The 24,858-nt window shown below is 49.8% G+C and carries 18 protein-coding genes and 1 other annotated feature; of the genes, 16 read left to right on the forward strand and 2 right to left on the reverse strand.

What is annotated here, in order from left to right; all coding sequences use genetic code 11:
- Nucleotides 1-8: 8 nt before the first annotated feature.
- Nucleotides 9-464, reverse strand: a complete 456-nt coding sequence (locus R70331_RS08330) for a CBS domain-containing protein (protein WP_042174482.1) — start codon at nucleotides 462-464, stop codon at nucleotides 9-11.
- Between the two features lie 173 nt (nucleotides 465-637).
- Here R70331_RS08330 and R70331_RS08335 point away from each other — a divergent pair, with 173 nt between their 5' ends.
- The 9 genes from R70331_RS08335 (at nucleotide 638) to tyrS (ending at nucleotide 12,722) form a co-directional block, all read left to right on the forward strand.
- Entirely contained in the window at nucleotides 638-1,069 is a 432-nt protein-coding gene (locus tag R70331_RS08335) for a MarR family winged helix-turn-helix transcriptional regulator (protein ID WP_042174484.1), read from the forward strand.
- Nucleotides 1,070-1,104: 35 nt separating this feature from the next.
- Nucleotides 1,105-1,599: a MarR family winged helix-turn-helix transcriptional regulator gene (locus R70331_RS08340; RefSeq protein ID WP_042174486.1), complete on the forward strand. Its 495-nt coding sequence runs from the start codon at nucleotides 1,105-1,107 to the stop codon at nucleotides 1,597-1,599.
- Nucleotides 1,600-2,084: 485 nt separating this feature from the next.
- Nucleotides 2,085-3,692 carry an extracellular solute-binding protein gene (locus tag R70331_RS08345; RefSeq protein ID WP_042174488.1) on the forward strand — a complete coding sequence of 536 codons (1,608 nt, stop codon included), beginning with the start codon at nucleotides 2,085-2,087 and terminating at the stop codon, nucleotides 3,690-3,692.
- 89 nt (nucleotides 3,693-3,781) lie between these two features.
- Entirely contained in the window at nucleotides 3,782-4,690 is a 909-nt protein-coding gene (locus R70331_RS08350) for an ABC transporter permease (protein ID WP_442950570.1), read from the forward strand.
- A gap of 38 nt (nucleotides 4,691-4,728) precedes the next feature.
- Complete coding sequence (locus R70331_RS08355; protein ID WP_042174489.1) at nucleotides 4,729-5,601, forward strand: carbohydrate ABC transporter permease; 873 nt, start codon at nucleotides 4,729-4,731, stop codon at nucleotides 5,599-5,601.
- An 18-nt stretch (nucleotides 5,602-5,619) separates the two neighbouring features.
- Nucleotides 5,620-7,320, forward strand: coding sequence for a DUF8769 domain-containing protein (locus tag R70331_RS08360; protein ID WP_042174490.1), 1,701 nt, complete (start codon nucleotides 5,620-5,622; stop codon nucleotides 7,318-7,320).
- Between the two features lie 105 nt (nucleotides 7,321-7,425).
- Nucleotides 7,426-8,604, forward strand: a complete 1,179-nt coding sequence (locus tag R70331_RS08365) for an MFS transporter (RefSeq protein WP_042174492.1) — start codon at nucleotides 7,426-7,428, stop codon at nucleotides 8,602-8,604.
- Between the two features lie 62 nt (nucleotides 8,605-8,666).
- On the forward strand, nucleotides 8,667-10,907 hold the full coding sequence (locus R70331_RS08370; protein WP_042174495.1) for a helix-turn-helix domain-containing protein: 2,241 nt from the start codon (nucleotides 8,667-8,669) through the stop codon (nucleotides 10,905-10,907).
- A gap of 153 nt (nucleotides 10,908-11,060) precedes the next feature.
- Nucleotides 11,061-11,286 (forward strand) — a binding site (T-box leader).
- Nucleotides 11,287-11,459: 173 nt separating this feature from the next.
- Complete coding sequence (gene tyrS / locus R70331_RS08375; protein WP_042182352.1) at nucleotides 11,460-12,722, forward strand: tyrosine--tRNA ligase; 1,263 nt, start codon at nucleotides 11,460-11,462, stop codon at nucleotides 12,720-12,722.
- Between the two features lie 635 nt (nucleotides 12,723-13,357).
- Here tyrS and R70331_RS08380 read toward each other — a convergent pair.
- Entirely contained in the window at nucleotides 13,358-13,543 is a 186-nt protein-coding gene (locus R70331_RS08380) for a hypothetical protein (protein WP_042174497.1), read from the reverse strand.
- 283 nt (nucleotides 13,544-13,826) lie between these two features.
- Here R70331_RS08380 and R70331_RS08385 point away from each other — a divergent pair, with 283 nt between their 5' ends.
- From R70331_RS08385 to licT, 7 genes are all read left to right on the forward strand, one after another.
- A complete protein-coding gene (locus R70331_RS08385; RefSeq protein ID WP_042174500.1) occupies nucleotides 13,827-14,858 on the forward strand; it encodes an FIST signal transduction protein in 1,032 nt (343 codons plus the stop codon).
- Nucleotides 14,859-14,869: 11 nt separating this feature from the next.
- The gene (locus R70331_RS08390) at nucleotides 14,870-15,910 is read left to right on the forward strand and encodes a methyl-accepting chemotaxis protein (RefSeq protein ID WP_052418978.1); all 1,041 of its coding nucleotides are present in this window, start codon (nucleotides 14,870-14,872) and stop codon (nucleotides 15,908-15,910) included.
- Between the two features lie 169 nt (nucleotides 15,911-16,079).
- A complete protein-coding gene (locus R70331_RS08395) occupies nucleotides 16,080-16,802 on the forward strand; it encodes a GntR family transcriptional regulator (protein ID WP_042174502.1) in 723 nt (240 codons plus the stop codon).
- 288 nt (nucleotides 16,803-17,090) lie between these two features.
- A complete protein-coding gene (locus R70331_RS08400; protein ID WP_197071406.1) occupies nucleotides 17,091-19,475 on the forward strand; it encodes a phosphoketolase family protein in 2,385 nt (794 codons plus the stop codon).
- A gap of 454 nt (nucleotides 19,476-19,929) precedes the next feature.
- Entirely contained in the window at nucleotides 19,930-21,825 is a 1,896-nt protein-coding gene (locus R70331_RS08405; RefSeq protein ID WP_052418979.1) for a serine hydrolase domain-containing protein, read from the forward strand.
- Nucleotides 21,826-21,854: 29 nt separating this feature from the next.
- Nucleotides 21,855-23,750, forward strand: coding sequence for a serine hydrolase domain-containing protein (locus R70331_RS08410; RefSeq protein ID WP_052418980.1), 1,896 nt, complete (start codon nucleotides 21,855-21,857; stop codon nucleotides 23,748-23,750).
- A 210-nt stretch (nucleotides 23,751-23,960) separates the two neighbouring features.
- Nucleotides 23,961-24,794 carry a BglG family transcription antiterminator LicT gene (gene licT, locus R70331_RS08415; protein WP_042174505.1) on the forward strand — a complete coding sequence of 278 codons (834 nt, stop codon included), beginning with the start codon at nucleotides 23,961-23,963 and terminating at the stop codon, nucleotides 24,792-24,794.
- Nucleotides 24,795-24,858 lie beyond the last annotated feature (64 nt).

A 24,858-nucleotide genomic window follows, 5' to 3' on the forward strand; every position in this document is an offset into this window, starting at 1 on the left:
TGCTGACTTTATAACAGAGTTTTGAAGGAATGGCGGATGACGTCGCCGCGGCTGATAATGCCGACAAGCACACGGTTGCGCTCAACAGGTACTTTTTTAATTTGTTTTTTTCCCAGCACAGCGGCAATCCGCTCAATATCCTCGTCCCAGTGAACGGTGATGACCTTCCTTTTGGCGATAGACATCACATTCAGATCGAGCAGCCGGCGGGTCCGTTCCTCGAATTCATCCTCGTCACCTTTAATCACATTTACCTGAAAAAAAGAATCGACAATCAGATCATCGTGCTTGCCGATATAACGCATGATGTCCCCGTCGCTAATGTAAGCGACAATTTCGTTCCGGTCATTGATGACCGGCATGCCGCTGATCCGGTGCTCCAGACATTTCTCGATGAAGGTCCGCACGGTATCGTATTCCTTCACTTTGTATACCTGTCTGATCATAATTTCATGAGCTTTCATGAGGTTCCCCCAACTATGAATGGACTAGCTTTTGTTCAAATAACTTGTATAATGAAACTATATACTTGTATTATACAAGCTGAATGGCTGAAGTCAATGATAGTGCTCTTTTTCGACCTGTTAAAGGAAGTGAAGAATACAGATCAGCATGGAAAGGGAGGCCGCCGTACATTATGGAACGAAGCCCGTTAGAAGCAATTGAACTCGAAATGACCATACTCAGCCGCCGGCTGACCTCCATCAGCACCTACAAGAAATACGGCATTCTCGATCACTCCGCCTACCTGCTGCTGCACCAGATTGCTTCACGCGGCTCCGCCGGAGTGAAGGCTCTGGCTGATGAGTTTCATCTGGACATTTCCACAATCAGCCGCCAGGCTTCCGCCCTGGAGCAGAAGGGCTATGTGTACCGGGTTCCCGATCCGCTGGACGGCAGAGCATACACGCTGCAGATGACGGAGCTGGGAGCCGAAACGCTGAAGAATGATACAGATGTCCGCCGCGTCAAATTTGCACAGCTGCTCGAGGATTTTAGTGAAGCGGAGCGTGAGCAGCTGGGGCAGCTGCTGCAGAAGCTGAATGAAGCTGTTTTTCGGGCCATGTAACGGGCTGGCCGGCCATACAATCACGGAGGTGTCTTATGAATTCCCAGAATCATCAGGAAGAGCAGCTGCTGAAGGTATTTGAGAATATCAGAAGCTTAACGAACCGGACCAACTGGAATGATCCGATACCTTATGGTGAGTTCCTTATGATGTTTATGATTCATGCGATGATGAAAAGGATGGACCCGGATGCGGAAATGCCGGCTCAGCAGGGCGTAATGGTGTCCAAACTAAGCGAGCTGCTGCAGATCAGCAGGCCGACCGCATCACAGACCATCAGTGCCCTTGTGGATAAGGGATATATCCGGCGGACGACGTCTGAAGTTGACCGGAGAGCCGTTTACATCAGCCTGACCGGTGAAGGGCAGGCGGTGTTCCGGGAGCGGATGGCCCGTTATTCAGGCATTCTGAATGAGATTATTGATAAAGTTGGCCGGGAAGAGGTCGATCAGCTGTTCGTCACCTGTGACCGGCTTCGTAATGTGGTCGATGAAGTAAGAATAAGACACACTACAAGCCAAGCGACATAATTTTCACCAGGGATAGACGCCGCTTATACCAGTATAAGCAGCGTCTATTTAACTTTTGCCTGTGTCTCCGCGTTCTGGCGGCAATAATGGATTTATAGCGCGATAGGCAAGGCCCATTGCCAAAGTGAAGGCCCGGGGGGTTATCCTGAGGGCCTTTTTGTCATACACGGCAAGAATAAAGTATCAAAGAAGGTTACTAGAAAATAGTTTGCTAAGCATACTGCCTTAACCTCAAGGCTAAAATAAACAGGATTGACGTCTGTGCAGCAGCATCCTGCTAGTTGAAAGCAGTTTGTTTGGACGATAATTGTTTATATGAAAGGTTTTCGCACATGATATAAAGGGATTTTGGAGTGGAAAATGGTTTATTGTGCGTTTATGTATACTAATGTGATACTAGGTGACATCGAAGGTGCTGATAACAAATGGCATAACGATTGATGATATGTTAAATGACATTAAAAAAGGGGAAAGGTGATGAGAGAATGACAACAAGATGGTCTAAGAAATGGGCAGGTCCTACAACGGCGGTCGTATTAATCTCCTCTATGCTATTAACCGCATGTTCTTCCAAGGAGGATGCTGCCAGCGGGAATGCGCCGTCAGAATCATCCAAGCCTACTACATTAAAAGTAGAGTTGTTCGACCGGGGGAACTCACCCGCCGGCTACACCATCACCGACAGTTATTTGACGAGGCTGGTGCAGGAGCGTTTTGGCAAGCCGAATAATATTGATGTCCAGTTCGTACCGGTGCCGCGATCGGAAGAAATTCAGAAGCTCAATGTACTGATGGCCAGTCAAAGTGAAGTGCCGGACATTGTGTTCACCTACGATTCAGGAACCTTCAACCGGTATGCTGAGCAGGGCGGTTTAACAGATCTTACGGACTTGCTGGATAAGAATGCACCGAACCTAAAGGGATTTCTAGGCGAGGATACGTTAGCCTACGGACAATATAAAGGGCAGCAATTCGCACTTCCGGGCAGAAGACTTGTGCTGGGCAAATACGCCGGTTACATCCGCCAGGATTGGCTGGACAAGCTTGGAATGCCAGTGCCGCAGACAACAGAGGAGCTCTACACTACACTCAAAGCTTTTAAGGAAAAAGATCCCGGCAATACCGGCGGCAAGGCCATTCCGTTTGGTATGAGTCTGGCGTCCGCTCAATATGAGCCGCTTCTCTGGTCCTTCATTGAACCGCTCACGGATGAGCAGAAGTATACCTTGACCCAGCAGCTTGGCTCCAATGATTATCCAACGCTGCTTCCAGGCTTCAAGGAGGGTCTGAAATTTATGAACAAGCTGTACAATGAAGACCTTATAAGCAAAGACTTCGGCCTTGATAAAGACAAGAAGCAGCTATGGCAGAATTTGCAGAATGGCCTGCTTGGCTTCTATACAGAGGATGCAGGGGAACTGTACTTCTCAGCGAATGGCGGGTACGAAAATCTGCAGGCTAATGTGCCGGGCGCTGTGATCACACCTGTTGATGCATTCACTAACTCGGAAGGCATACATGCCAAGCCGGCTTATGCGCCGAATGCCATGTACGTTATGATCCCGAAAACCAGCAAAAATGCTGAAGCCGCACTGAAATATCTGGATTGGATGGCTTCAGATACGAACCTCTTCGATATGCAGTACGGTGTAGAGAATGAGAACTATACCCTCGTAGACGGAGTGCCTGTGGTGAAAGCAGATGCGACGCAGGAAGCTATGGACCGGATCTACAACTTCGGTGACCTTGCCATCATCGTTAATGGTAAATTTGCCGGAGACGATGCCAAGAATGAAGCAGCATACATTGCACAAACTCCGGAGAAATACCAGGCTGATATGAAAAAGTCGGTGGAAATCTCGAATACAGACAACATTCAGCCTGTGAAATTCGATCACCCGATCGAAGCGGAAGCAAAATATGGCACAGCGCTGGCTGACAAATTCCAGGAGATTATCGTTAAGATGACGATGGTTAAGCCAGAACAGTTCGACAGTACCTATGATTCGATGATCAAGGATTACTTGGCAAGCGGCGGTCAGGCCATTCTGGATGAGCGTACCGAAGCTTACAAAGAGATGTCTTCCAAATAAGCTGCATCTATATAAAGAGAGATAGCGGCAGGTCCCCCGGGGGTGCAGTTAAAGCCCCCGGACATTGCCGCAGACAAGAGAGGAGAGTGATGGCAGTGAAGAACAGTACTTATATCCGCAGAAACTGGCAATTGTATCTTTTGCTCGTACTGCCGGTCATTTACTTCCTGGTCTTTAAATATGGGCCAATGTACGGGGTACAGATTGCTTTTAAAGAATTCAACTTTTTTCAGGGCATCGGCGGCAGTGAATGGGTCGGGCTTGATATTTTCCGCGAGGTCTTTCATAACAATGACTTCTTCAAGGCGCTGCGCAATACGCTGCTGCTCAATCTGCTGGACCTGATCGTTTCGTTTCCCGCTCCGCTAATTTTGGCAATTATGCTCTATGAGCTGCGGATTGTCTGGTTCAAGAAGTTCGCCCAGACGATTCTATATATTCCTCACTTTATTTCGTGGGTTATTATCGGCGGCATTGTGCTGCAGGTATTCGGTACAGAATCCGGCTTTATCAACAACATGCTGACGGGTATGGGGCTGGATGCCATTCCTTTTCTCTCCAATAAGCATTACTGGCTGATCACTTATTTGCTGGTCGGGGTGTGGCAGAGCGCAGGCTGGGGAACCATCCTGTATCTGGCGGCGCTGACAGGCATCAATAAAGAGCTGTTCGAGGCCGCAGAAGTAGACGGGGCAGGAAGGTTCAAGAAGATTCTGTATATTTCCCTCCCGGGGATCAAAACAACCATTGCCACCCTGCTGATTATCAACCTGGGCAATATGATTTCCATCGGCTTCGACCGCCCGTTCATCATCGGCAATGTCGCTGTCCGCGATTATTCAGAAGTGCTGAGTACCTTTGTCTACCGTGTCGGTATTGGGTCCGGGCAGATTTCGCTGGCTACCGCTGTCGGGCTGTTCCAGGCGCTTGTAGGCTTGATTTTCCTGCTGGGGGCGAATTATGCATCTAAGAAACTGGCGGATGAGAGCATTCTCTAGTCCTGGCCGAACGCAATAGAGACTAAGGGGGAATTTCAATGAGTGAGCGTGCATCAAACCGGATATTTGATATCTTTAATGTCTTGGTAATAACTTTTGTAATCCTGCTGTGCATAATGCCTTTTATTCATATTATTGCAATCTCTTTAAGCTCTACCCGTCCGATTATGTCGGGACTGGTGACCTTCTTTCCGAAAGAATTCAACATTGACGCCTACACTAAGGTTTTCTCTGATATGGCGATGATCCGATCCCTGGGCTTCACAATAATGCTGACCGTTCTGGCTACGGTATTGTCGATGATTATGACCATCGCTGTTGCGTATTCTTTATCCAAAAAAGAGCTGCGCGGACGAAAGTGGTTCATGCTGATTATCGTCATCACAATGTTCTTCACCGGAGGGATCATTCCCGATTACATTCTGGTCCGCAACCTCCATTTGCTGGATACCGTCTGGGCGCTTGTCCTGCCGGGTCTTATCAGCCCGTTCTACATGATTATCCTGATCTCATTCTTTAACAGTATTCCGAAAAGTTTGGAGGAAGCGGCGGAAATTGACGGCACTACCCATCTGGGTACGCTGCTGCGCATCATCCTTCCGCTATCGCTGCCATCGCTGGCTACGCTCAGCCTGTTCTATGCCGTGGGGCGCTGGAACGGATTCCAGGATGCCTTGATGTATATCAACCGCCCGGATCTGTATCCGCTCCAGCTGAAGCTCTATCAGATGATCCAGAACAATCAAGTCAGCGAGCTGATGCAGCAGGAAGGTCTTGGGATGGCCCAGCTGATGCCGGAGAGCCTGAAAGCGGCGAGTGTCGTTTTCTCCACCGTTCCGATTCTGATCGTCTATCCATTCCTGCAGCGCTATTTCATCAGCGGAATGATGGTTGGCGCAGTTAAAGGCTAATGAAAGAGGGGAATACGTGTGACACAGGTCATGATAGACGGGCTTTCGGAAAGACAGCGTTATTTGGTGGTTCAGGCAATGGCGCTTATGGATTCGCTATATGACGAAGCAATGGAGCTTGTGATCGATGAAGAGGAGAGTGACCGTCATAACACACGCAGCAGTGCCCATTATGCGCTGGGGCTACTGATCCGTGGCGGTGCAGGTGATGCGCAGCGGGCATGCAGACTGCTGGATCAGGTGATGAATCTGCAGTTTAATTGCCCGGACGAGATTTATCACGGCACGTTCCGCGTTTCTCCGCAGGCCGCACTGCCTCCGGCCGGGAATTATGAGTGGAAAAAGTTTGCGCCGGGTTTCGCCTTTTTTCTCAGTGAAACTACAGAGAAGGTCGGTAAACAGCTAAACAGCATACTTTCCCGGGAAATAAGTCCCGCATGGACCGGAGAGGACGGGCAGGCAATCAGACAATATCTGCAGTCAGCGGTCGATGAGGTGCTGCCGCCGGTCTGGAAGAGCTATGATCCGAATTGGCGTGAATTCATTGCCAGCACCTTTGCGGTGATTCTTGAGCATTTTGCCGGAGTTCTGCCGCAGGAGCTTGTACAGCGGTTGGAGGAATCGATGCAGAGAACGGTTTCAGCTTCCATCGACCGGCGGTTATCCGATGTTATTCCGATGAATTCAAATATTGAGCTGATGCATATTTTTATCGTCCATTACTACGGGCACCGCTTTGCTAATGATGAATGGATCCGGCACGCGGACCGGGAAGCAGCAGCATTCCTGAGTGAATTCTCAGAATTTGGCAGCATTGCCGAATTCAATACAACCACCTATTACGGTGTGGACCTTACCGTGCTTGGCATGTGGAGAAAGTATGGACGTACTGCTTCATTCAGGGAGATTGGACGAAGCCTGGAGCATGGAATGTGGGAGAATATTGCCCTATTCTATAATCCGCTGCTGGAGAATATGTCGGGACCGTTCTCGCGGGCTTATGAGATGGAGATGACGGGGCATAGCTCAATAGGCGTATTCCTCTATCTCTCCTTAGGAGAAGGCTACGAGCATCTGGCTGCGCCGAACTGTGAAACCAGTCATGATCCGCTGATCGCACTCGCAGCTGGCGAGGTTCCGCCGGAACTGCTGCTGAAGTTCAAGACATTCGGCGAGAGCCGCAGAGTCGAGAAGCAGTTCCGCGAGCTGTGTGAACGGGACAAGCCCGGAGAGAACCGCAACCTGTGCACAGCGGCGGCTTGGATTGAAGAGAACCGGATGATCGGTGGGATGTCGGGAAGCCGGAATACGAACGGGCAGATGCATCCGGCGACCGTACATTGGAGAACCGCAGACGGAGCCCGCTATTACCTGCGCTTAATCCGCAGGGAGCAGGGCAAGAGCTGGAACAGCCATTTGCGGGGAATCGTTTTTGAAGCCGCAGTGGACAAAGATCTGCTGACGGCCGAGGTTCGGCTGGATACGGAGGTTCCCGTTGAAGTGCTGTTTGAGATTACCGGCCCGGGGCTTGCGTTGGCCGAAGTAAGTCCAGACCACTGGGTGCTTCCTGGTCTTGTATGCCGGGTGTCAGCTGCAGCACCTGAGCCGTCCATCCTTTGCGATGAAGGAGAGAGCAGACTGGAAATTATTTATCTGCACCGTCCGGAGGACGGAGTGCAGAGGATGTCCTTCACTCTCCGGATGGACCCGGTTTCTTGAAGCTTACCTCTGAAAGGTGGCAGCAAACAATGACAACTGAGCAATTGACCGGTTATCAGGCGGGGCGGCGGGTGCAGCGATTCTGTCGTAAAGGAAGGATACATCATGGAAAATACGGCGACAATATCGGTGGATGCCAAGAAGGAGCTGCTGAAGCTTCGCTTATTGTATCTATTGACGGGCCTCGCAGGCGGACTGTTTAACCCCTATTTAACTACCTTATTTGTGCATCAGGGCATCGGAGCAAATGTTGTCGGGATGCTGATGTCGATCGGCACGCTGCTGTCCATTATTGTCCAGCCGGTATGGGGAATACTGGTTGACAGGTATCGCCAGACGAAGCTGGTACTGATCCTTGCGGTCTCTGTACCGGCCTGCTTGTCTTTTTTTTATAGCTTTCAATATACTGCGGTAATTATGACGGTTTATATTCTGTCTATTATTTTCCAGGCGACGCAAAGTCCTGTTGCTGATTCCTACGCGGTTACTGCTGCGAAGAAAGGGCGTACCTCTTATGGGACGATCCGCAGTCTGGGCAGCCTGGGGACAGCGCTGGGCGGTTATGCCGGCGGGTTCTATCTGTCGAGCTTCGAGATTACTCAGCTGTGGATGCCGTTTCTGACCCTTAGTCTCGCAGGGACAGCCACGGTGCTTACTTTATCCCGAAGTACAGAAAGAAAGGCCGCGGCGATTTCATTGTCACAAGGGATGAAGGAGCTGCTGGGTAACCGTCTGTTTCTGCTGTTTCTGATCGCCTGCTTTTTCGTTAACCAGACTCTGACAGCTTACAATTCATTTTTTGTACTGGCCTTTCAGGAGGCGGGGGGCAGCTATTCGCTCGTTGGCACGGCACTGCTGCTTGCCTCCCTGACGAATATTCCTTCAATGCTGCTGGCAGCCGGAATCCTCAGGCGGATCGGCCATGAACGGACGCTGCTGCTGGCCGCTTTATTTTATGCGCTGCGCTGGGGTATCCAGTGGCTGTTCCCGGTTCCGGCGGTAATGGTAAGCATTCAGGTGCTGCATGGACTTTCTTTCGGGCTGTTTTATGTGGCTGCTGTGGAATATGTGGCCGAAGCCTCCGGGAAAAGGATGCAGGCGACAGGCCAAAGCCTGTTCAATATGGTATTTTCCGGGCTTGGCGGAATTGTGGGTAACTTGCTGAACGGCTATTTGTTTTATTCGGGCGGTGCACAGATGATGTATCTGTCTTGTACAGTTAGTGCATTAATCGGTGCGGGCATGCTATATTGGATAAACCGAATAGCAAGAATGTCCGTGTGAAGTTTCCTGTCATTCTTCAGGCGGCATGCTTCGGAACCCATTGAAGAAGGGCGGGAGTACATATGAGACGAAACTGGTCGAGAAGCATGATGTTCTCCTATTTCCCTATCTTTCTGCTGACCGTGTCGATCCTGATTTTCCTGTCGTTTCTGATCGTAGGTGAGCTGTCCCGCAGCGAAACGAACAAGGCCAACCGCATCTCAACGGGCTATGTGGTGGATTCACTGCGGAGTGCACTGAACGATGTAGAGATCTCCGTACTTCAGGAAATGGAGACCAATCATGATTATGGCGATTTCCTGAGCGGGCTGAGTGACGAAGGGGACCGGACCCGGCTCTATAATACGGTGAGTGATATGCGGGGGATTCTGTACCGCAACCAGCTGATTGATTCCATCTATATTTACCGTAAATGGGATGATAAGGTCCTGACGCTTAACGGCCTGGTCGACCGGGAGTTTTTTGCAGACCGGGAAATTCTGGATCAGATGCTGGCAAAGAGTGATGAACGGAATTGGAGTGATGTCCGCACCCTCCGGCTCTTCAGCTTTGACCAGCCGGTGCGGGTAATCAGCATGGGCAAGCCCCTGCCGCTGCCGTTTGGGGCGGAGGGCGTCATTATGGTGAATTTAAGCATGTACCGGCTTGAACGGATGATTGATGATATGACGAACAGCCAGGTCTCCTTCATGCGTGTGGTGGGGGATCAGGGGAATCTGATCTATTCCGCCCACCGGGAAAATAATATGCCCGAAGGCGATGTGCTGACCCGGATCACGCTGGACAAAACAGGCTGGACCTTTGAGAGCGGCATCCGTGCAGGGGAGCTGTTTGCCTGGATGTCCGTGGTCTCTTACCTTTGGATTATTATCGGTATCCTGACAGTCGTTCTGGGTACGCTCTATATCCTGTACATCACCCGCAAGAATTACCGGCCGATTAAGGCGATGATGAACCGGATTCAGGTACTGCAGTTCCGTGAACAGAGCCTCGACAGTACATCAAGAAGCGAGCTTGTGCTGATTGACCGGGCGCTGGAAACGCTGATTAACCAGACGGTAGACTATCAGAAACAGTACGATGAGAATCTGCTTGTACAGCGCCGCCAGCTTTTTCTGGACTTAATGGAAGGGGAGCAGAGAGGTTCTCTGGAAGAGAAGCTGCAGCATTTCGAGCCGTTTACGGATGAAGCGGTGCAGTTTGCCTTTATAGCAGCGGAAATGAACCGCTACGAGGAGTTCCGCAGGAAATATCCGGCTAAGGAGCAGAACATGCTCAAGCTGACGCTCATGAACCTGTTCCAGGAGCTGGCGGTTGAAGAGGGGCTGCAGGGCTGGGCGGAGTGGGTGAGCGGCAACCGGATCGGGCTGATGACGGGCGGCGGGGAGCTGCGGACGGACAAGCAGAAGCTGACAATCCTGGCTGAGCGTTATTTGAGATGGGTCAGCGATAATCTCGGACTGTCGCTCGCAATAGGCATAGGTCCGGTTGTGGATGGACTGGAGGCCATTTCGGAGTCCTGTACCGCGGCGGAGACAGCATTGCAGCATAAGCTGTCCCTTGGCAGGGACATGATTGTACTGAGCGACAGCCTGCCGGACCGTTCCACGCTGCATTCCTACAAATATCTGCAGATGCTGAGTGAAATCGTCCGTGAATTCCGGATTGCCGACGAGAACTGGCGGCAGCGGGTGGATGAGCTGTTCCGCTGGTTCAGCAGCGATCAGATTAAGGATGAAGAGATCCACATGCTGCTGCATATGCTGATCCAGATGCTTGACCGCGAGCTTGGGCAGCTGTCGGACAGCCTGCGCAGAATGTTCGCCGAGACCGGCCTGCAGGGATATTACAGCGAAATGGAAATGCAGGCGACGCTTGAGCAGGTGCATGCTGTAATTCTGAAGTGGCTGGCCGAAATTTACCGGACTTATGTATCTGTAAATGAATCGAAGAGCTACCGGGCGATGATCAGCGAGATGAAGGTATATATTGAAGAGAATTTCGATAATCCGGATTTATCGCTGAAGCATCTCAGCGACCGGTTCCAGATCTCGGGCAAATATGCCAGCCATTTGTTTAAAGAGGAATTTGATATGAAATTCGTCGATTTCCTGACCCAGCTGCGGATGCAGCGCGCAGAATATCTGCTGGCGACGACCAGCGATAATCTGCAGGACATCGCCCAGAAGCTTGGCTATACCAGCTCGATTACCTTCGGGCGGGTATTCAAACGGGTGGTTGGAGTGACGCCCGGCGACTACCGCAAGCACCGTATGAAGCCGGGGACAAAGGCTGACAGGTAGTGCAGACTAGCTGAAACAGCGGATCAGCAACTAAATGTTTCAACGGATAGTCGGTTCCGCTGCGGCCGCTGGCGTTATACCTGATATTAATCCGGTTACCGGCCGGATTGACAACAAATTGTGAATTGGCTATACTTTCTGTAATCTTATAGTTTGTATACGTTGAATGAGCGCAGTAGCAGCTTAGTCCCTGTCACAGAAAGCCGGGGGGTGATGGAACCCGGTACACACGAGGGCTGCGAAATACACTCTGGAGTATCTTGGGTAATGCCAAGCGGAACGAAGCGAACGATAACTCGCTTATGAGTGGTACGGATCGGCTGATTTAGGCTGTCTGTGCAATTTGGGTGGTAACACGGTTAATTCAATCGTCCCTGTGTCTGAATAGACAAGGGGCGATTTTTTGCGTTTGCCGGACCGGCGGGCTGTATGACATAAATGCAGAGATTGGCGGTCCGCGGACTTTTGGCCGTACCACCGGGTGGCGCTCACCCTCCAACGTATCTCACTAACACTAACCATACCTGATCACTAACAAAGGGGTTGTACATGTTGAATATTATTGATGAACTGGAATGGCGCGACGCCATTAATCAGCAGACGGATGCAGAAGGACTGCGCGAATTGACGAAGAGCAAGGCGGTTTCGCTGTACTGCGGCGTTGATCCGACCGGGGACAGTATGCATATCGGACATTTGATTCCGTTTATGGTGCTTAGACGCTTTCAGCTGGCCGGTCACCGTCCGGTGATTCTGATCGGCGGAGCTACCGGAACAATCGGCGATCCGAGCGGACGCCAGAGCGAGCGCTCCCTGCAGACACTGGAGCAGGTACAGGAGAATGTGGATGCGCTGACTGCGCAGATGAAGAAGCTGTTTATCTCCGATGATGATGCCAATCAGGTCCGTCTGGTCAACAACTACGACTGGACCAAGAACATTAATGTCATTGAATTCCTGCGCGATTTCGGTAAAAACTTCAGCATCAACACGATGCTTGCCAAAGATGTTGTCTCCAGCCGTCTGGACAGCGGGATTTCGTTCACCGAGTTCTCGTACCAGATTCTGCAGTCAATCGACTACCTGCACCTGTACAAGCATGAGGATGTACAGCTGCAGATCGGCGGCTCTGACCAATGGGGCAATATTACAAGCGGTTTGGATCTGATCCGTAAAAAAGAAGGCAACGAAGCCAAAGCATTCGGTCTGACCATCCCGCTGATGCTTAAGGCTGACGGCACCAAGTTCGGCAAAACCGCAGGCGGCGCTGTCTGGCTCGATCCGAAGAAAACTACCCCTTACGAGTTCTACCAGTTCTGGGCGAACACGGATGACCGGGATGTAATCAAATACCTCAAGTACTTCACATTCCTCAGCAAGGAAGAGATCGAAGCTCTTGCAGCCAAGGTTGAATCCGAGCCGCACAAACGGGAAGCGCAAAAGGCGCTGGCAGAAGAGATGACCCGGTTCGTGCACAGCGAAGAGCTGCTGGAGCAGGCGAAGCGGATTACTGCGGCGCTGTTCAGCGGCGATATCCGTTCCCTGACTGCCGATGAGATCGAGGAAGGCTTCAAGGAGATGCCGACCTTCACCGCCTCCGCCGAATCGAAGAATATCGTTGAATGGCTGGTTGATCTGGGCATCGAGCCGTCCAAACGCCAGGCACGCGAGGATATCACCAAGGGCGCCATTTCCATCAACGGCGAGCGCGTTAGTGAACTGGAAGTTGACATTACCGCTGAACACGCCATTGGCGGCAAGTTCATTATCGTCCGCAAGGGCAAGAAAAATTACAGCCTCGTCAAGCTGGTTTAATCCGCAACTGATAAGTTAGGCGGCAAAAGCACACAAAAAAGGCTATTCCGGTCATTTCGCATGACCAGGGGATAGCCTTTTTTGTTTTGGTCGCAAGGAAGCCCACTCGTTTGCTCTTCTGGCGGTGCTGTTAGAAGGAAAAATCCCACTATAAAGGCGTCCGCCTCTCCTTCTTCTCGGTGATGCACTTGCCCTGTTTCGTAGGTAATGGCACGGCATCATGAATGAGCCGGGTTGAAATAACTGTACTTTTTGCAACTAAACTAGGCTAATTATCTTCGCTGCAGGTTTTAACTGCACTCTATACATTTATATTTGCCGAAAACGCCCCGAACCGGCTTTGTTGCGAAAAATAGATGTACAGAATACAGTTATCTCCTTAAAATGACTGAAATCCCCTGTTTTAATTGCACAAACTACACTTAAAACTCATTTGGCTCCGAAATGACTGACTAAGGTTAGAGCTTTGGCAAGGGAGATCCATCCGCTGCTCAACGCTTTACCTAAGGCAGGAACAGGAGACGGTTTGTTAGTCTCTTAATGACGTTCTATATATAGCCGGGTAACTTCCTATTCTCCCTAGCGGGCCCCAAGCTTAGTCTGCCCGTTGTTCTGCTAGTTTTCCAGGTGTCAGTTTAATCTTCAAGCTGCTCCAGCTCATCCTCCAGCCCGGCCAGCTTTTTCCGGATGGCGGCGGCAAGCTCCGCGTCCCCGTCTTTTTCCGCATGTACCAATGCTTCCTGTGCCTGGCTGATTTGATACTCCAAATAAGCATAATCGGATGAGGCGCCCGGCTGTGCTGAACGTTGAGAGTAGGTCATGCTTTACACTTCCTTTTTACATAGTAGAATCGTTCCAGGCTGTCGCCATAGTATGTCCATATTACTAGCTTGCGGGAGTATGCTCAACCTGTGAAGCTTTGTGAACAGCGCTCCTGACAGTTATCAATCAGACTTGCTGCAACAAAAAGCGACATTATTCACAGACAGGTAAGATACTTTGGTTAACCATAAGATAGAATCAAAAATTAAAACTAATTTTTTAGAAAAGTTTATTAGAAAAGTTTATAAGGGAGCTTCCCGCACAGAAAGGTTGTTATACATAATGAAAGCTTTATCGTTTCTCACGTTGGACGAAGCCAAGCGTCATCTGGAAGTACTGGGTGACAGCCGCGGCTTGGTGCTGTTTGCTTCAGCTGCTGCTGTCAGGCAATTGTCTCCGCTGGCTCCGCCGCGTGTTCTGCTCTGCTCGACCAAAGGAGAGTATACACCAGAGGGCTACCGGAGCGGCGTTGTTACCGGCTTTGAATATGATACCTCTATCGCCGAGATTACAGAAATTGTGCAGCCGCCCGTTCTGAGCAGTGCCAGGCTGAAGGCCGCTTATCTTAAGGTAAAGGACAACGCCAATGCCTTTCTGCTGCTGCTGTGTGACGGAACAGCGGGGATGGAGGAGACGATTCTTTCCTCACTGTTCTTCGTTGATCCGGATTTCAAGGTTATTGGCGGAAGTGCTGCGGATGATGAGAACGGAGAGGCTTATATCTTCATAGGCAGCCGCCGTGTTCAGAACCTTGGCGTATTCTTCGACATGTCTGTTCGCACCACACTGGTTAAAGAGAATATTTATGTCCCGACCGGCAATACGCTGCTGGTTACAGAAGCTGATGTGTTCGCGAGAACCGTGTATTCGTTCAACGGGCGTCCGGCTTCTGCGGAATATGCTCGCGCGCTGGGCGTTCCGGAAGGAGAGCTGGACCGGCATTTCCTTAGCAATCCGCTGGGTAAAAGGTATGCCGATGATCTGATCATATCTTCCCCGATGACAGTGAATCCCGATCAGTCCGTCACTTTTTACAGTCAGATTATGTCCAGTACTTATGTTGAGGTGCTTAATTCGGCAGATCCGCTGGCGGTGCTTGAAGAGACTCTGGAGACAAGCCCGTACAAGCCTTCCTTTGTGCTCAACATTAACTGTACTTTGCGGGACCAGCTGTTCACCAGAGATAACTTGTGGGCGGCGTTCGATGAGAAGATGCTCAGCTTCTGCGGCAACACTACAGGCTTCATCAGCTACGGAGAGCAATATTATAAAAAGCATGCCAACCAGACAATGATACTGCTGCTGGTTGAATAGGGGGAATCATAATGGAATGGATTAATAAACTGCGCTCTTTCTGGAAAACATCATATTCAGATCATGAGATCATGATTCCGGAAGCCGCTATACCTGCAGGAGCAGTTACTGAAGCTGACTCCGCGCCTGTACCCGCTGTACCTGCACCTGTATCTTACGGTATTCACGCCTATGCTTTGGCTGAGCAGATCCGCCGCGAAACCGGGGCTATTCTTCAGCAGGAGGGACGAATGGTCGAGGAGTTTGCAGCTCTGCGGGCGGGTGGCGGGGAATTAATCACGCAGGTCGGCGGAACCCAGCAGCTGCTGGAGCATCTGAAGGCGAACAGCGGACTGACTGAGAATCTGATCAATGATATGTACGGCAGCCTGTCCTTTTCCTCCAACAAAATCGAATTTGCCAAGGAATCCAACCTCCAGATTGCTGCCGAAATGCAGAAGGCATCGGCGGTATTTACGGAATTCGTTACATTGAACGAAGAGCTGCGCCGGCATTTCACCAGCATTGAACAGCTTGCCAGATTCATTACCGAAATCGCCGAGCAGACGAATCTGCTATCGCTTAATGCGGCGATTGAAGCAGCCCGGGCGGGCGAACATGGGCGCGGCTTTGCCGTTGTCTCAAGTGAGATTCGTAAGCTTGCCGACAGCACACGCAGCCATGTAAAAGAAATTATGGGCTCGCTCACAGGAATGACCGATGTAATGGAGCAGCTGCACAGCAAATCCGCTGATGGTACCAGGGCGATGGCCGAAACGGCCGAGCGGATCAGCCAGTCAACCGTATTTATGAACGAGATTGTGGAGGCGGAGGAAGAGGTATTTGAGCATCTGGAGAAAATTCAGGTGTCACAGGAGAGCAGCATGGAGGATGTCGAGCAGATCAACGGCGACCTGCTGCGTATTCTGGAGAAATCAGGACAGGATTCCGACCAGTTCCAGAAGCTTGTAATGGCTGTCCAGCAAAAAGCCGATCATTATCAGCAGCTGCTCAACCATCTGCATCAGATAGAGCAGCTGCAGCAGCTTGATGAAGCGCAAAGCGTGCACTGAGCAGCTGCAGCGTATGGAATGGCGATACAGCAAACCCGCAGCCGGCAGAGTTCCGGCTGCGGGTTTTTGCTGTGATTAAGCGGGTGAGGCTGTATGATAGAGGCGCTGTTTATGCTATAGTTAACAGTAAGCTTTACGAAGTGACAGCAGACCTGAAAGGGAGTACTTCATGACACAGTTTGTCTACAAGCAGATTATTGATGACCTCAAAATGAAAATTTTTGCCGGAGCCTACCCGGATATGCGCCTGCCGGATGAACGTACGCTTAGTGAGACGTATGAGGTCAGCCGCAGCTCAATCAAACGCGCACTCGCCAAGATGGAGAGTGTCGGCATTATTTTCAAAAAACGGGGCTCAGGCACCTTTATCAATCCCTTGTACATAAAAAATGAATCGATCTTTAATTATGAAGGCTCCAATCTGGGAGTCACCGACAATTTCCAGATGCATGGCACGAGGCCCAAAGTCAAAGTGCTGAAATTCGAGGTCATCCCTCCAACCAAAGAGCTGCAGCGGGATTTATTCCTCGGGCCCCATGATTTCGTATACCGGATCGTCCGGCTCCGTCTGTTCGACGATGAACCGTTCATGATTGAGACCGGTTATATCCCGATCAAAATTGTTCAGGACCTCAATCAGACGATTATCGAAGGCTCGATCTTTAATTATCTGGAGGATTCGCGTAATCTGGCGGTGACCAAATCTTTCCTGTCTGTTTTTGCAGAACCGTCCGAGCCGGGTGACCAGGAGCTGCTTAATCTGGCGCCGAATGAGCCTGTCAGCATCATGGAGGGGATTTTCTTTCTTGATAACGGTACTCCGCTTGAATTCTCCCATATGAGATTCCACTACAAATATCTGAAATTTAATACCTTTGTATCGGTTACTTAAGCGCAGGTCCGGGAATTTTCCCGGGCCTTTTTGTTATCAACATAACAGTAATCATCCTCTAACAAATAGCCTTTAGGATTCGGTGAATGTAAAAAACTGGCGAAAGACATAGCGGAAGAGCGTTTTCCCAGACAATTACCTGCACATTTCATACTATGTTCAAAATTTCACAAAATTGGACCGTATCACTTGTCTAAAAGGTTGTATTTATTTTTATCAGAGGTATGATGTACCTGTAGAGAGAAAAGATTGGCAATAATAAATACAATCAATTAGGGAGTGGAGAAAATGGGATTATCGACCATGGGTGTTGATTACTCATCAAAAACGTATCTGGAGAAGCTGGACGCTTACTGGCGGGCAACGAACTATATTTCCGTAGGGCAGCTGTATTTGAAGGATAATCCGTTGTTAAGAGAACCTTTGAAGGATGCTGACGTTAAAATCAAACCGATCGGGCACTGGGGAACGATTCCCGGCCAGAACTTCATTTATGCGCACCTCAACCGCGTTATTACCAAATATGATCTGAATATGTTCTATATAGAAGGACCGGGCCACGGCGGCCAGGTTATGGTGTCCAACTCCTATCTGGATGGCAGCTACACCGAAATTTACCCGGAAATTACCCAGGATATCCCTGGTCTCAAAAAACTGTTCAAGCAATTCTCGTTCCCGGGCGGCGTAGCTTCCCATGCTGCTCCAGAAACTCCAGGATCAATTCATGAAGGCGGAGAGCTTGGTTATTCCTTATCCCACGGCGCTGGAGCTATTCTGGATAACCCGGACCTGATCTCGGCTGTAGTTGTCGGAGACGGCGAAGCAGAAACCGGACCGCTGGCTGCTTCCTGGTTCTCCAACCGTTTCATCAACCCTGTAACCGATGGCGCTGTGCTGCCGATTCTGCACTTGAACGGCTTCAAGATCAGCAACCCGACCATCCTGTCCCGTCAATCGAAAGAAGAAATTACCGCCTACTTCACAGGCATGGGCTGGGAGCCGTTCTTCGTTGAAGGCGAAGACCCTGAACAAATGCACCCGGAAATGGCGAAGGTCCTCGATACTATCGTTGAAAGAATTGCAGCTATCCAGAAAAATGCGCGTGAAAATAACGACCTTACCCGTCCGGTATGGCCGATGCTCGTCTTCCGTTCCCCTAAAGGCTGGACTGGACCTGCGCAGTGGGATGGCGTGCCTAATACAGGTTCGTTCCGTGCCCATCAGGTGCCGATTCCGGTGGACCAGAAGAATATGAAGCATGCACCAGCCCTGCTGGATTGGATGAACAGCTACAGACCGGAAGAATTGTTCGATGAGAACGGCCGCCTGAACGCTGAACTTGCCGAAATCCTGCCTACCGGCGACAGACGTATGGGTATGAATCCTGTAACCAATGCCGGCAACCTGATCAAAGATCTGAACCTGCCTGACTTTGCCGACTATGCGCTGGACAATGCTGTTCCGGGTCAAGTGGTAGCACAGGATATGGCCGTTCTCGGTAAATACCTGAAAGAGGTAGTCCTGCGTAATGAGCCTAACCGCAACTTCCGGATCTTCGGACCGGACGAAACGATGTCCAACCGTCTGGGACCTGTGTTTGAAGTGACCAAACGCCAATGGCTGGATCAGGTTATTGAACCAAACGATGAATTCCTGGCTTCCTACGGCCGTGTTATTGACTCCCAGTTGTCGGAGCATCAGGCAGAAGGCTTACTGGAAGGCTATGTGCTGACCGGACGCCACGGCTTCTTCCACAGCTATGAAGCGTTCCTGCGTGTGGTGGATTCGATGATTACCCAGCACTTCAAATGGCTGCGCAAGGCAACCGATCAGGGCTGGCGTGCTGATATCCCGTCCCTGAATGTTGTGGCAACCTCGACTGTATTCCAGCAGGACCATAACGGCTACACTCATCAGGACCCGGGCCTGTTAGGCCATCTGGCTGACAAGAAACCGGAATTCATCCGTGAATATCTGCCGGCGGATGCGAACTCCCTGCTGGCTGTATTCGACACCGTGCTGAATGACCGTCAAAAGATCAACCTGATCGTCTCCTCCAAGCATCCGCGTCCGCAATGGTTCAGTGTAGCAGAGGCACAGGAGCTGGTTGATAAAGGGCTGAAGATTATCGACTGGGCAAGCACTGACAAGGGCGGAGAACCGGATGTGGTCTTTGCTTCCGCAGGTACAGAGCCAACTATTGAAGCCCTGGCGGCCATCTCCATCCTGCATGAGAAATTGCCTGAGCTCAAAATCCGTTATATCAACGTAGTGGACCTGCTGAAGCTGAGAAGCCGGAAGCTCGATCCGCGCGGCTTATCCGACGAAGAGTTTGATCAATTTTTCACAAAAGACAAACCGGTCATCTTCGCCTTCCACGGCTATGAAGGCCTGATCAAGGATCTGTTCTTCGACCGTCACAATCACAATCTGCATGCGCACGGCTACCGCGAGAACGGTGACATCACCACTCCATTCGATATGCGCGTGCTGAACCAGATGGACCGCTTCGATCTGACGAAGGAAGCTGTACTGAGCCTGCCGGAGTCTGCCGAGCATTCTGCCATCGCGGCTGAAATGGATGCCATGGTCAAGAAGCACAATGCCTTTATCCGCGAAGAAGGCATTGACCTGCCGGAGGTTGAAAGCTGGGTCTGGAAGGGCTTGAAATAAGGTTTGTATTGGATAGAAGGCCTGCTCCCTTGTCGGGGGCAGGTTTTTTTGTTCAGTCCGCAATCCGAATGCTGCTAACGGACCGTACAGCTTTTAATTTCTGTGTGGGAAGCATTTTCATAATCTAACGGACCGTAATGCCCTTATTGCTCCCAAATTGGGGATTAAGTCAGCAAAAGTCGGTGAATAAGCGCACTGGGGTCCGTTAGCCTGGCAAAAAGGAATATTCAGCAGAGATAAGAGCGCTGGAGTCCGTTAGAGCTTGGTGCAAGCTGGCTAATTGCTTTAAGCAGGATGAAGGCCAGACAGAAAAACGATAACTGCAGCACCATAGGTGCATCTGGCCATTAAAGGAAAAAATTTGCACCCTATTTCCAGTAGAAACGTAGTAGAAGTTATACGTACTTATGGAATTAATTAACTATAATACCAGCGTTACAAAAGGAGGCTGTACATGAACCTGAGAAGATGGTTTACCTTATTTAAGCCGCCGGTTATTTGTCTGACGGCACTTTTATTACTGCTGTCCGCCGGAGTTCCTGCGTATGCGGCAGAAGGAGGAGCGGTGCCGGCTAACGATGAGAGCCCTTCCGGAATCAGGCTATCTTCACTGGAAACCGTTATTGATTCTTATATGACTCCTGCACGCATGGAGACGACTGGAGCGGTATCTGTTGCAATAGTTAAGAGCGGTAAGATTATATTAAACAAAGCCTACGGCTTAGCGGATGTGGAGCACAATGTCGCCGCCGATACGGACACGGTGTTTGAATGGGGCTCCGTCACGAAGCTGCTGGTCTGGACGAGTGTGATGCAGCTGGTGGAGCAGGGAAAGCTGGATTTGCAGACAGATATCCGTGAGTATCTGCCGGAAGGCTTCCTAAAGAAACTTAAGTATGATGAGCCGATTACGCTGCTTAATCTGATGCATCATAATGCAGGCTGGCAGGAGCAATATACAGGTTTATATTTCTTACAGGAAAAAGATGTCCCTGATTTGGCTGAGGCGCTACAGATCTTTGAACCCCGTCAGGCTTATAAACCGGGTAGAGTAGTAGCCTACTCCAATTACGGTGCAGCGCTGGCAGGCTATATTGTTGAGCTGCAGAGCAGCCAGCCGTTTTATACATATGTTAATGAGCATATTTTTAATGTTTTGGGTATGGAGCATACCTCCATTCATCCGATGCAGCAGGATAATCCGGCAGCCGGCATTGCAAGGGACAGGATTCAGGGCTATTCATCAGAACGAGAGCTGATACGGCAGAATCAATTGCCTATCAGTATTTATCCGGCAGGGGCTGCACTCGGAACAACGGCAGATGCAGCAAAGTTCATGGCCGCGCTTATCCCGCCGGCTGGCAGCACGAGCCCGCTGTTTCAGAATAATGCCACACTTCAGGAAATGCTGACTCCAAGCCTGATGTATGAAGGCACTGATATGGCAAGAATTGCCCATGGATTTCTCGTGAACGAACACGCAGTCCGCACGCTGGAGCATGGGGGCAATACGACGGCTTTTACAAGCAATTTTGTGTTTGATCCTGTTTCCGGGTTCGGGATCATCGTGATGACAAATCAGAAGAATGAAGGGCAATATACTACGGGGCTGGTTGACAGCGTTTTTGGCACCTATAGACCGGAGTCTTACAGCGGTAAGCTGCCGGACACTACTGAGGTCGCCGGGACCTATCTTCCGGCACGGCGGGCGGTTCACGGCTTCGGGAAGATGTATGCCTACTTTAATACGGCGGACATTGTTGCTGTAAATAACCGCGAGTATAACTGGAATGAACAGCCCTCCAGCCAATTTGCACCTGATGCTTACTCTAAGGTATACTGGTCGGCCAATGAATACTTTGTAAGAAATGATCAGGGTGAGGTTGAAAAGCTTTCTATTCAAAGCAGTGATTATTTTCGCCTGACAGGTCTTGCTTTATATAGTGTAAGAATTACACTGATTGTTCTTGTGCTTGGGATAACCTATACCCTGTTTGCACTTATTAACGGATTGATACACTTCAGTAGACGTACAATCAAAAGAATGGCCGGATCGTTACCCGGCTTGGAAAAGTACCATCTATTAATCAATACTTCCAGTCTGCTTCTGGTTCTGAATATTGTTATTATGGCCTATCGTAATATTGGCTTAACTTCATACGCTACGATTAGAGTTCATCTAATAATAAACATTCTCTATTGTCTGCTGACCGCCGGATACATAGTATTACTTCTCCTGAAGCTGCGGCGCTCGGACAGCAGAAGAATGAGAAAAGCAATGTACATACTGTCCGGCCTGTCAGCTGTGCTGTTCAGTGGGCTGATTATCGGGTGGGATTTGTACTTTTAGGTTTTCAACCTCATACAAGGAGGCTGTACATGGGAAAATATATCCGTTATGCATTTTACAAGCCGTTGTTCATCTGTCTAACCGTCGTCCTCCTGTTTTTGTCTGCAGGTGTCCCCGCTTTTGCGGCAGAAGGAACGGTTGCTCCGGCCGCAGATGTTACTCCCTCCGGAATCAGGCTGTCTTCGCTTGAAGCCGTTATCGATTCTTATATGACTCCTGCACGTATGGAGACGACTGGAGCGGTATCTGTTGCAATAGTTAAGAACGGGGAGATTATATTAAATAAAGCCTACGGCTTAGCGGATGTAGAATACAATACTGCCGCTGATACGAACTCGGTGTATGAATGGGGCTCTGTCACGAAGCTGCTGGTCTGGACGAGTGTCATGCAGCTGGTAGAGCAGGGGAAGCTGGATCTGCAGACGGATATACGGGAGTATCTGCCGGAGGGCTTTTTGAAGAAGCTGAAATACGATGATCCCATCACGCTGCTGAATCTGATGCATCATAATGCGGGCTGGCAGGAGCAGTATACCGGTTTGTTTTATAGGCAGGAAGATGATGTACCCGGCCTGAGAGAGGCGCTACGGAGAGGTGAACCCCGGCAGGTGTATAAACCAGGTACGGTGTTGGCTTATTCCAATTACGGTGCGTCTCTAGCAGCTTACATCGTAGAGCTGCAGAGCGGAATGCCGTTCTATACATATGTTAATAGGTATATTTTTGAGGTGCTGGAGATGGATGCTACCTCGATTCATCCGAAGCAGCTGGATAATCCGGCTGTTGCCGCTGCAAGAAGCAAGATTCAGGGATACACAGCTGAGCGGGAATTGATCAAGAAAAACAGGATATATTTTGGTATGTATCCGGCAGGCGGTGCTATCGGCACCACAGCAGATGCTGCAAAGTTCATGACCGCACTAATGCCGCCGGGAGACCAGTATAGTCCGTTATTCCGCAGTAACACAGTACTCAAGGAAATGCTGACGCCAAGCCTGGTGTATGAAGGCACTGATGTGCCAAGAGTTGCCCACGGTTTTTTTGTGAATGAGCATGCAGTCCGTACGCTGGAGCATGGCGGAAATACACTGGCTTTTTCTAGTAACTTTGTGTTCGATCCTGTTTCCGGGTTCGGATTCATCGTGATGACCAATCAGAAGAATGAATGGCAGCATTGCCAGGGGCTGGTTGATAGAGTCTTTGGCACCTATACTCCGGAAGCTTACAACGGCGAGCTGCCGGACAGCTCAGAGGTAGAAGGTACTTATATACGCGCACGCCGGGTTGTTCACGGATTTGGCAAAATGTTTGAATATCTCAATCTGGCCTATATTGAACCTGTTAATACACGGGTATCAAGCTGGAATGATGACCCCTCTAATCAGTTTGCGCCTTATGCCTACTCCAAGATTTACTCGTCGGGTGTCGAATATTTTATAAGAGATGATCAGGGGAAGATTATCAAGCTTTCAAATATGTACGCGGATTACTTGCCGCTTACCGGCTTCTCCGCACAAAGCATCGGAATATCGCTTATTGTCCTGGGGCTTGGTACAGCAATTACTCTGTTTGCAATTATCAATCAATGTATCCGCTGGCTGATCTGCCGCTTTAAGAGAGCACATAAACGGGTGACTGGGTTGGATAAGGTTTACATGTGGGTTAATATAGCGGGGCTCATTTATATTTTGAATAATACCATTATGTTTTTCCGGGCTATGAATACCGCAACCTACACCGGATTGTATGTTCATTTTGCATTAAATATTGTCTATTGTCTGCTGACCGCCGGATACCTAGTAATACTTCTCCTGAAGCTGCGGCACTCGGACAGCAGAAGAATGAGAAAAGCAATGTACATGCTGTCCGGCCTGTCAGCTGTATTATTCAGTGCGCTGATCATCGGGTGGGATTTGTACTTTTAGTATGTAGGGCGGATGCATAGTTCAGACTGCGGCTGGTTAAAATTAGGTAACTGTTTTTTTGAAAGGATGGTTGACACCGTTTTCAGCTTGTGTTAAATTGTTTCCGAGGCTTGTTACCGGTAATGCGGGCAAAACCACAGTGGAAATGATTCTATCATAGCCATTGTTGTTTTGCCCTTTTTTGATTCCTCAAACACAGGTGGGTTCATAGTGATCATCAAACAAATTTTTAACAACAATATCGTCAGTACGCTTGATGACAAGAACCAGGAGCTGCTTATCCTCGGCCGGGGTATCGGTTTCCAGTTCAAGGCAGGCGACACTATTGACGAAGGGCGGATTGAAAAAATCTTCCGTCTGCAGGATTCCTCCATCTACGAGCGCTTTAAAGCGATTGTTACTGAGGTGCCAATTGAAATTTTGCAGGTTACGGATGATATTGTCAGTCTGGCGCGCATGCAGCTGAACAAGCAGATAAGTGATGGGATTTACGTATCGCTGTCCGATCATATTCATTTTGCCGTACAGCGGATGGAGCGGCAGCAGATTGTCCGTAACCCGCTGTCGTGGGAGGTGCAGCACTTCTATAAGGCTGAGTACGATGTGGCCAAGGAAGCGCTGACGATTCTCAAGGAGCGGCTGGGAATTGATTTTCCAAAAGATGAAATTTGCAATATTGCCCTGCATTTCATTAATGCTGAAGTCAATGATTCGATGAACGATGTGACGCATCTGATGCAGCTGCTGCAGGAGATTATGAATATCATCAAATATCATTTCAGTGTGGATCTGGATGAGGACAGCGTTAACTATTTCCGATTCATTACGCATCTCAAATATTTCTGCCAGCGTGTCATTACCCACTCCAGTCATGATGACACAGAGGAGTATCTGTACGAGGTTGTCCGCAAGAATTACCCGGAGACCTTCAAAGGTATCATCAAGATCGAAACGTTTATTCTCAAAAACTATGATTATGTCATGACGCATTCCGAGCAGCTCTACCTGACGCTGCATCTGGAGCGGCTGATGAAAAGTAAATAACCAAGGGCTTGTTACTGTTCAATCAGGCAAAACCCGGATGAGGCACGGTACGCGTAAAGCGCGG

Origin of the sequence: Paenibacillus sp. FSL R7-0331 (genome assembly GCF_000758645.1) — a bacterium.
Taxonomy (GTDB): Bacteria; Bacillota; Bacilli; order Paenibacillales; family Paenibacillaceae; genus Paenibacillus_AQ; species Paenibacillus_AQ camerounensis.

Bases quoted from the DNA above. Each gene is read 5' to 3' on its own strand.
- R70331_RS08395 (WP_042174502.1), top strand. From the start codon at position 16,080: ATGACACAGTTTGTCTACAAGCAGATTATTGATGACCTCAAAATGAAA.
- R70331_RS08330 (WP_042174482.1), bottom strand. From the start codon at position 464: ATGAAAGCTCATGAAATTATGATCAGACAGGTATACAAAGTGAAGGAA.
- R70331_RS08400 (WP_197071406.1), top strand. From the start codon at position 17,091: ATGGGATTATCGACCATGGGTGTTGATTACTCATCAAAAACGTATCTG.
- R70331_RS08385 (WP_042174500.1), top strand. From the start codon at position 13,827: ATGAAAGCTTTATCGTTTCTCACGTTGGACGAAGCCAAGCGTCATCTG.
- R70331_RS08390 (WP_052418978.1), top strand. From the start codon at position 14,870: ATGGAATGGATTAATAAACTGCGCTCTTTCTGGAAAACATCATATTCA.
- R70331_RS08365 (WP_042174492.1), top strand. From the start codon at position 7,426: ATGGAAAATACGGCGACAATATCGGTGGATGCCAAGAAGGAGCTGCTG.
- R70331_RS08340 (WP_042174486.1), top strand. From the start codon at position 1,105: ATGAATTCCCAGAATCATCAGGAAGAGCAGCTGCTGAAGGTATTTGAG.
- R70331_RS08350 (WP_442950570.1), top strand. From the start codon at position 3,782: ATGGCAGTGAAGAACAGTACTTATATCCGCAGAAACTGGCAATTGTAT.
- R70331_RS08370 (WP_042174495.1), top strand. From the start codon at position 8,667: ATGAGACGAAACTGGTCGAGAAGCATGATGTTCTCCTATTTCCCTATC.
- R70331_RS08355 (WP_042174489.1), top strand. From the start codon at position 4,729: ATGAGTGAGCGTGCATCAAACCGGATATTTGATATCTTTAATGTCTTG.
- R70331_RS08410 (WP_052418980.1), top strand. From the start codon at position 21,855: ATGGGAAAATATATCCGTTATGCATTTTACAAGCCGTTGTTCATCTGT.
- R70331_RS08380 (WP_042174497.1), bottom strand. From the start codon at position 13,543: ATGACCTACTCTCAACGTTCAGCACAGCCGGGCGCCTCATCCGATTAT.
- R70331_RS08345 (WP_042174488.1), top strand. From the start codon at position 2,085: ATGACAACAAGATGGTCTAAGAAATGGGCAGGTCCTACAACGGCGGTC.
- R70331_RS08405 (WP_052418979.1), top strand. From the start codon at position 19,930: ATGAACCTGAGAAGATGGTTTACCTTATTTAAGCCGCCGGTTATTTGT.
- R70331_RS08335 (WP_042174484.1), top strand. From the start codon at position 638: ATGGAACGAAGCCCGTTAGAAGCAATTGAACTCGAAATGACCATACTC.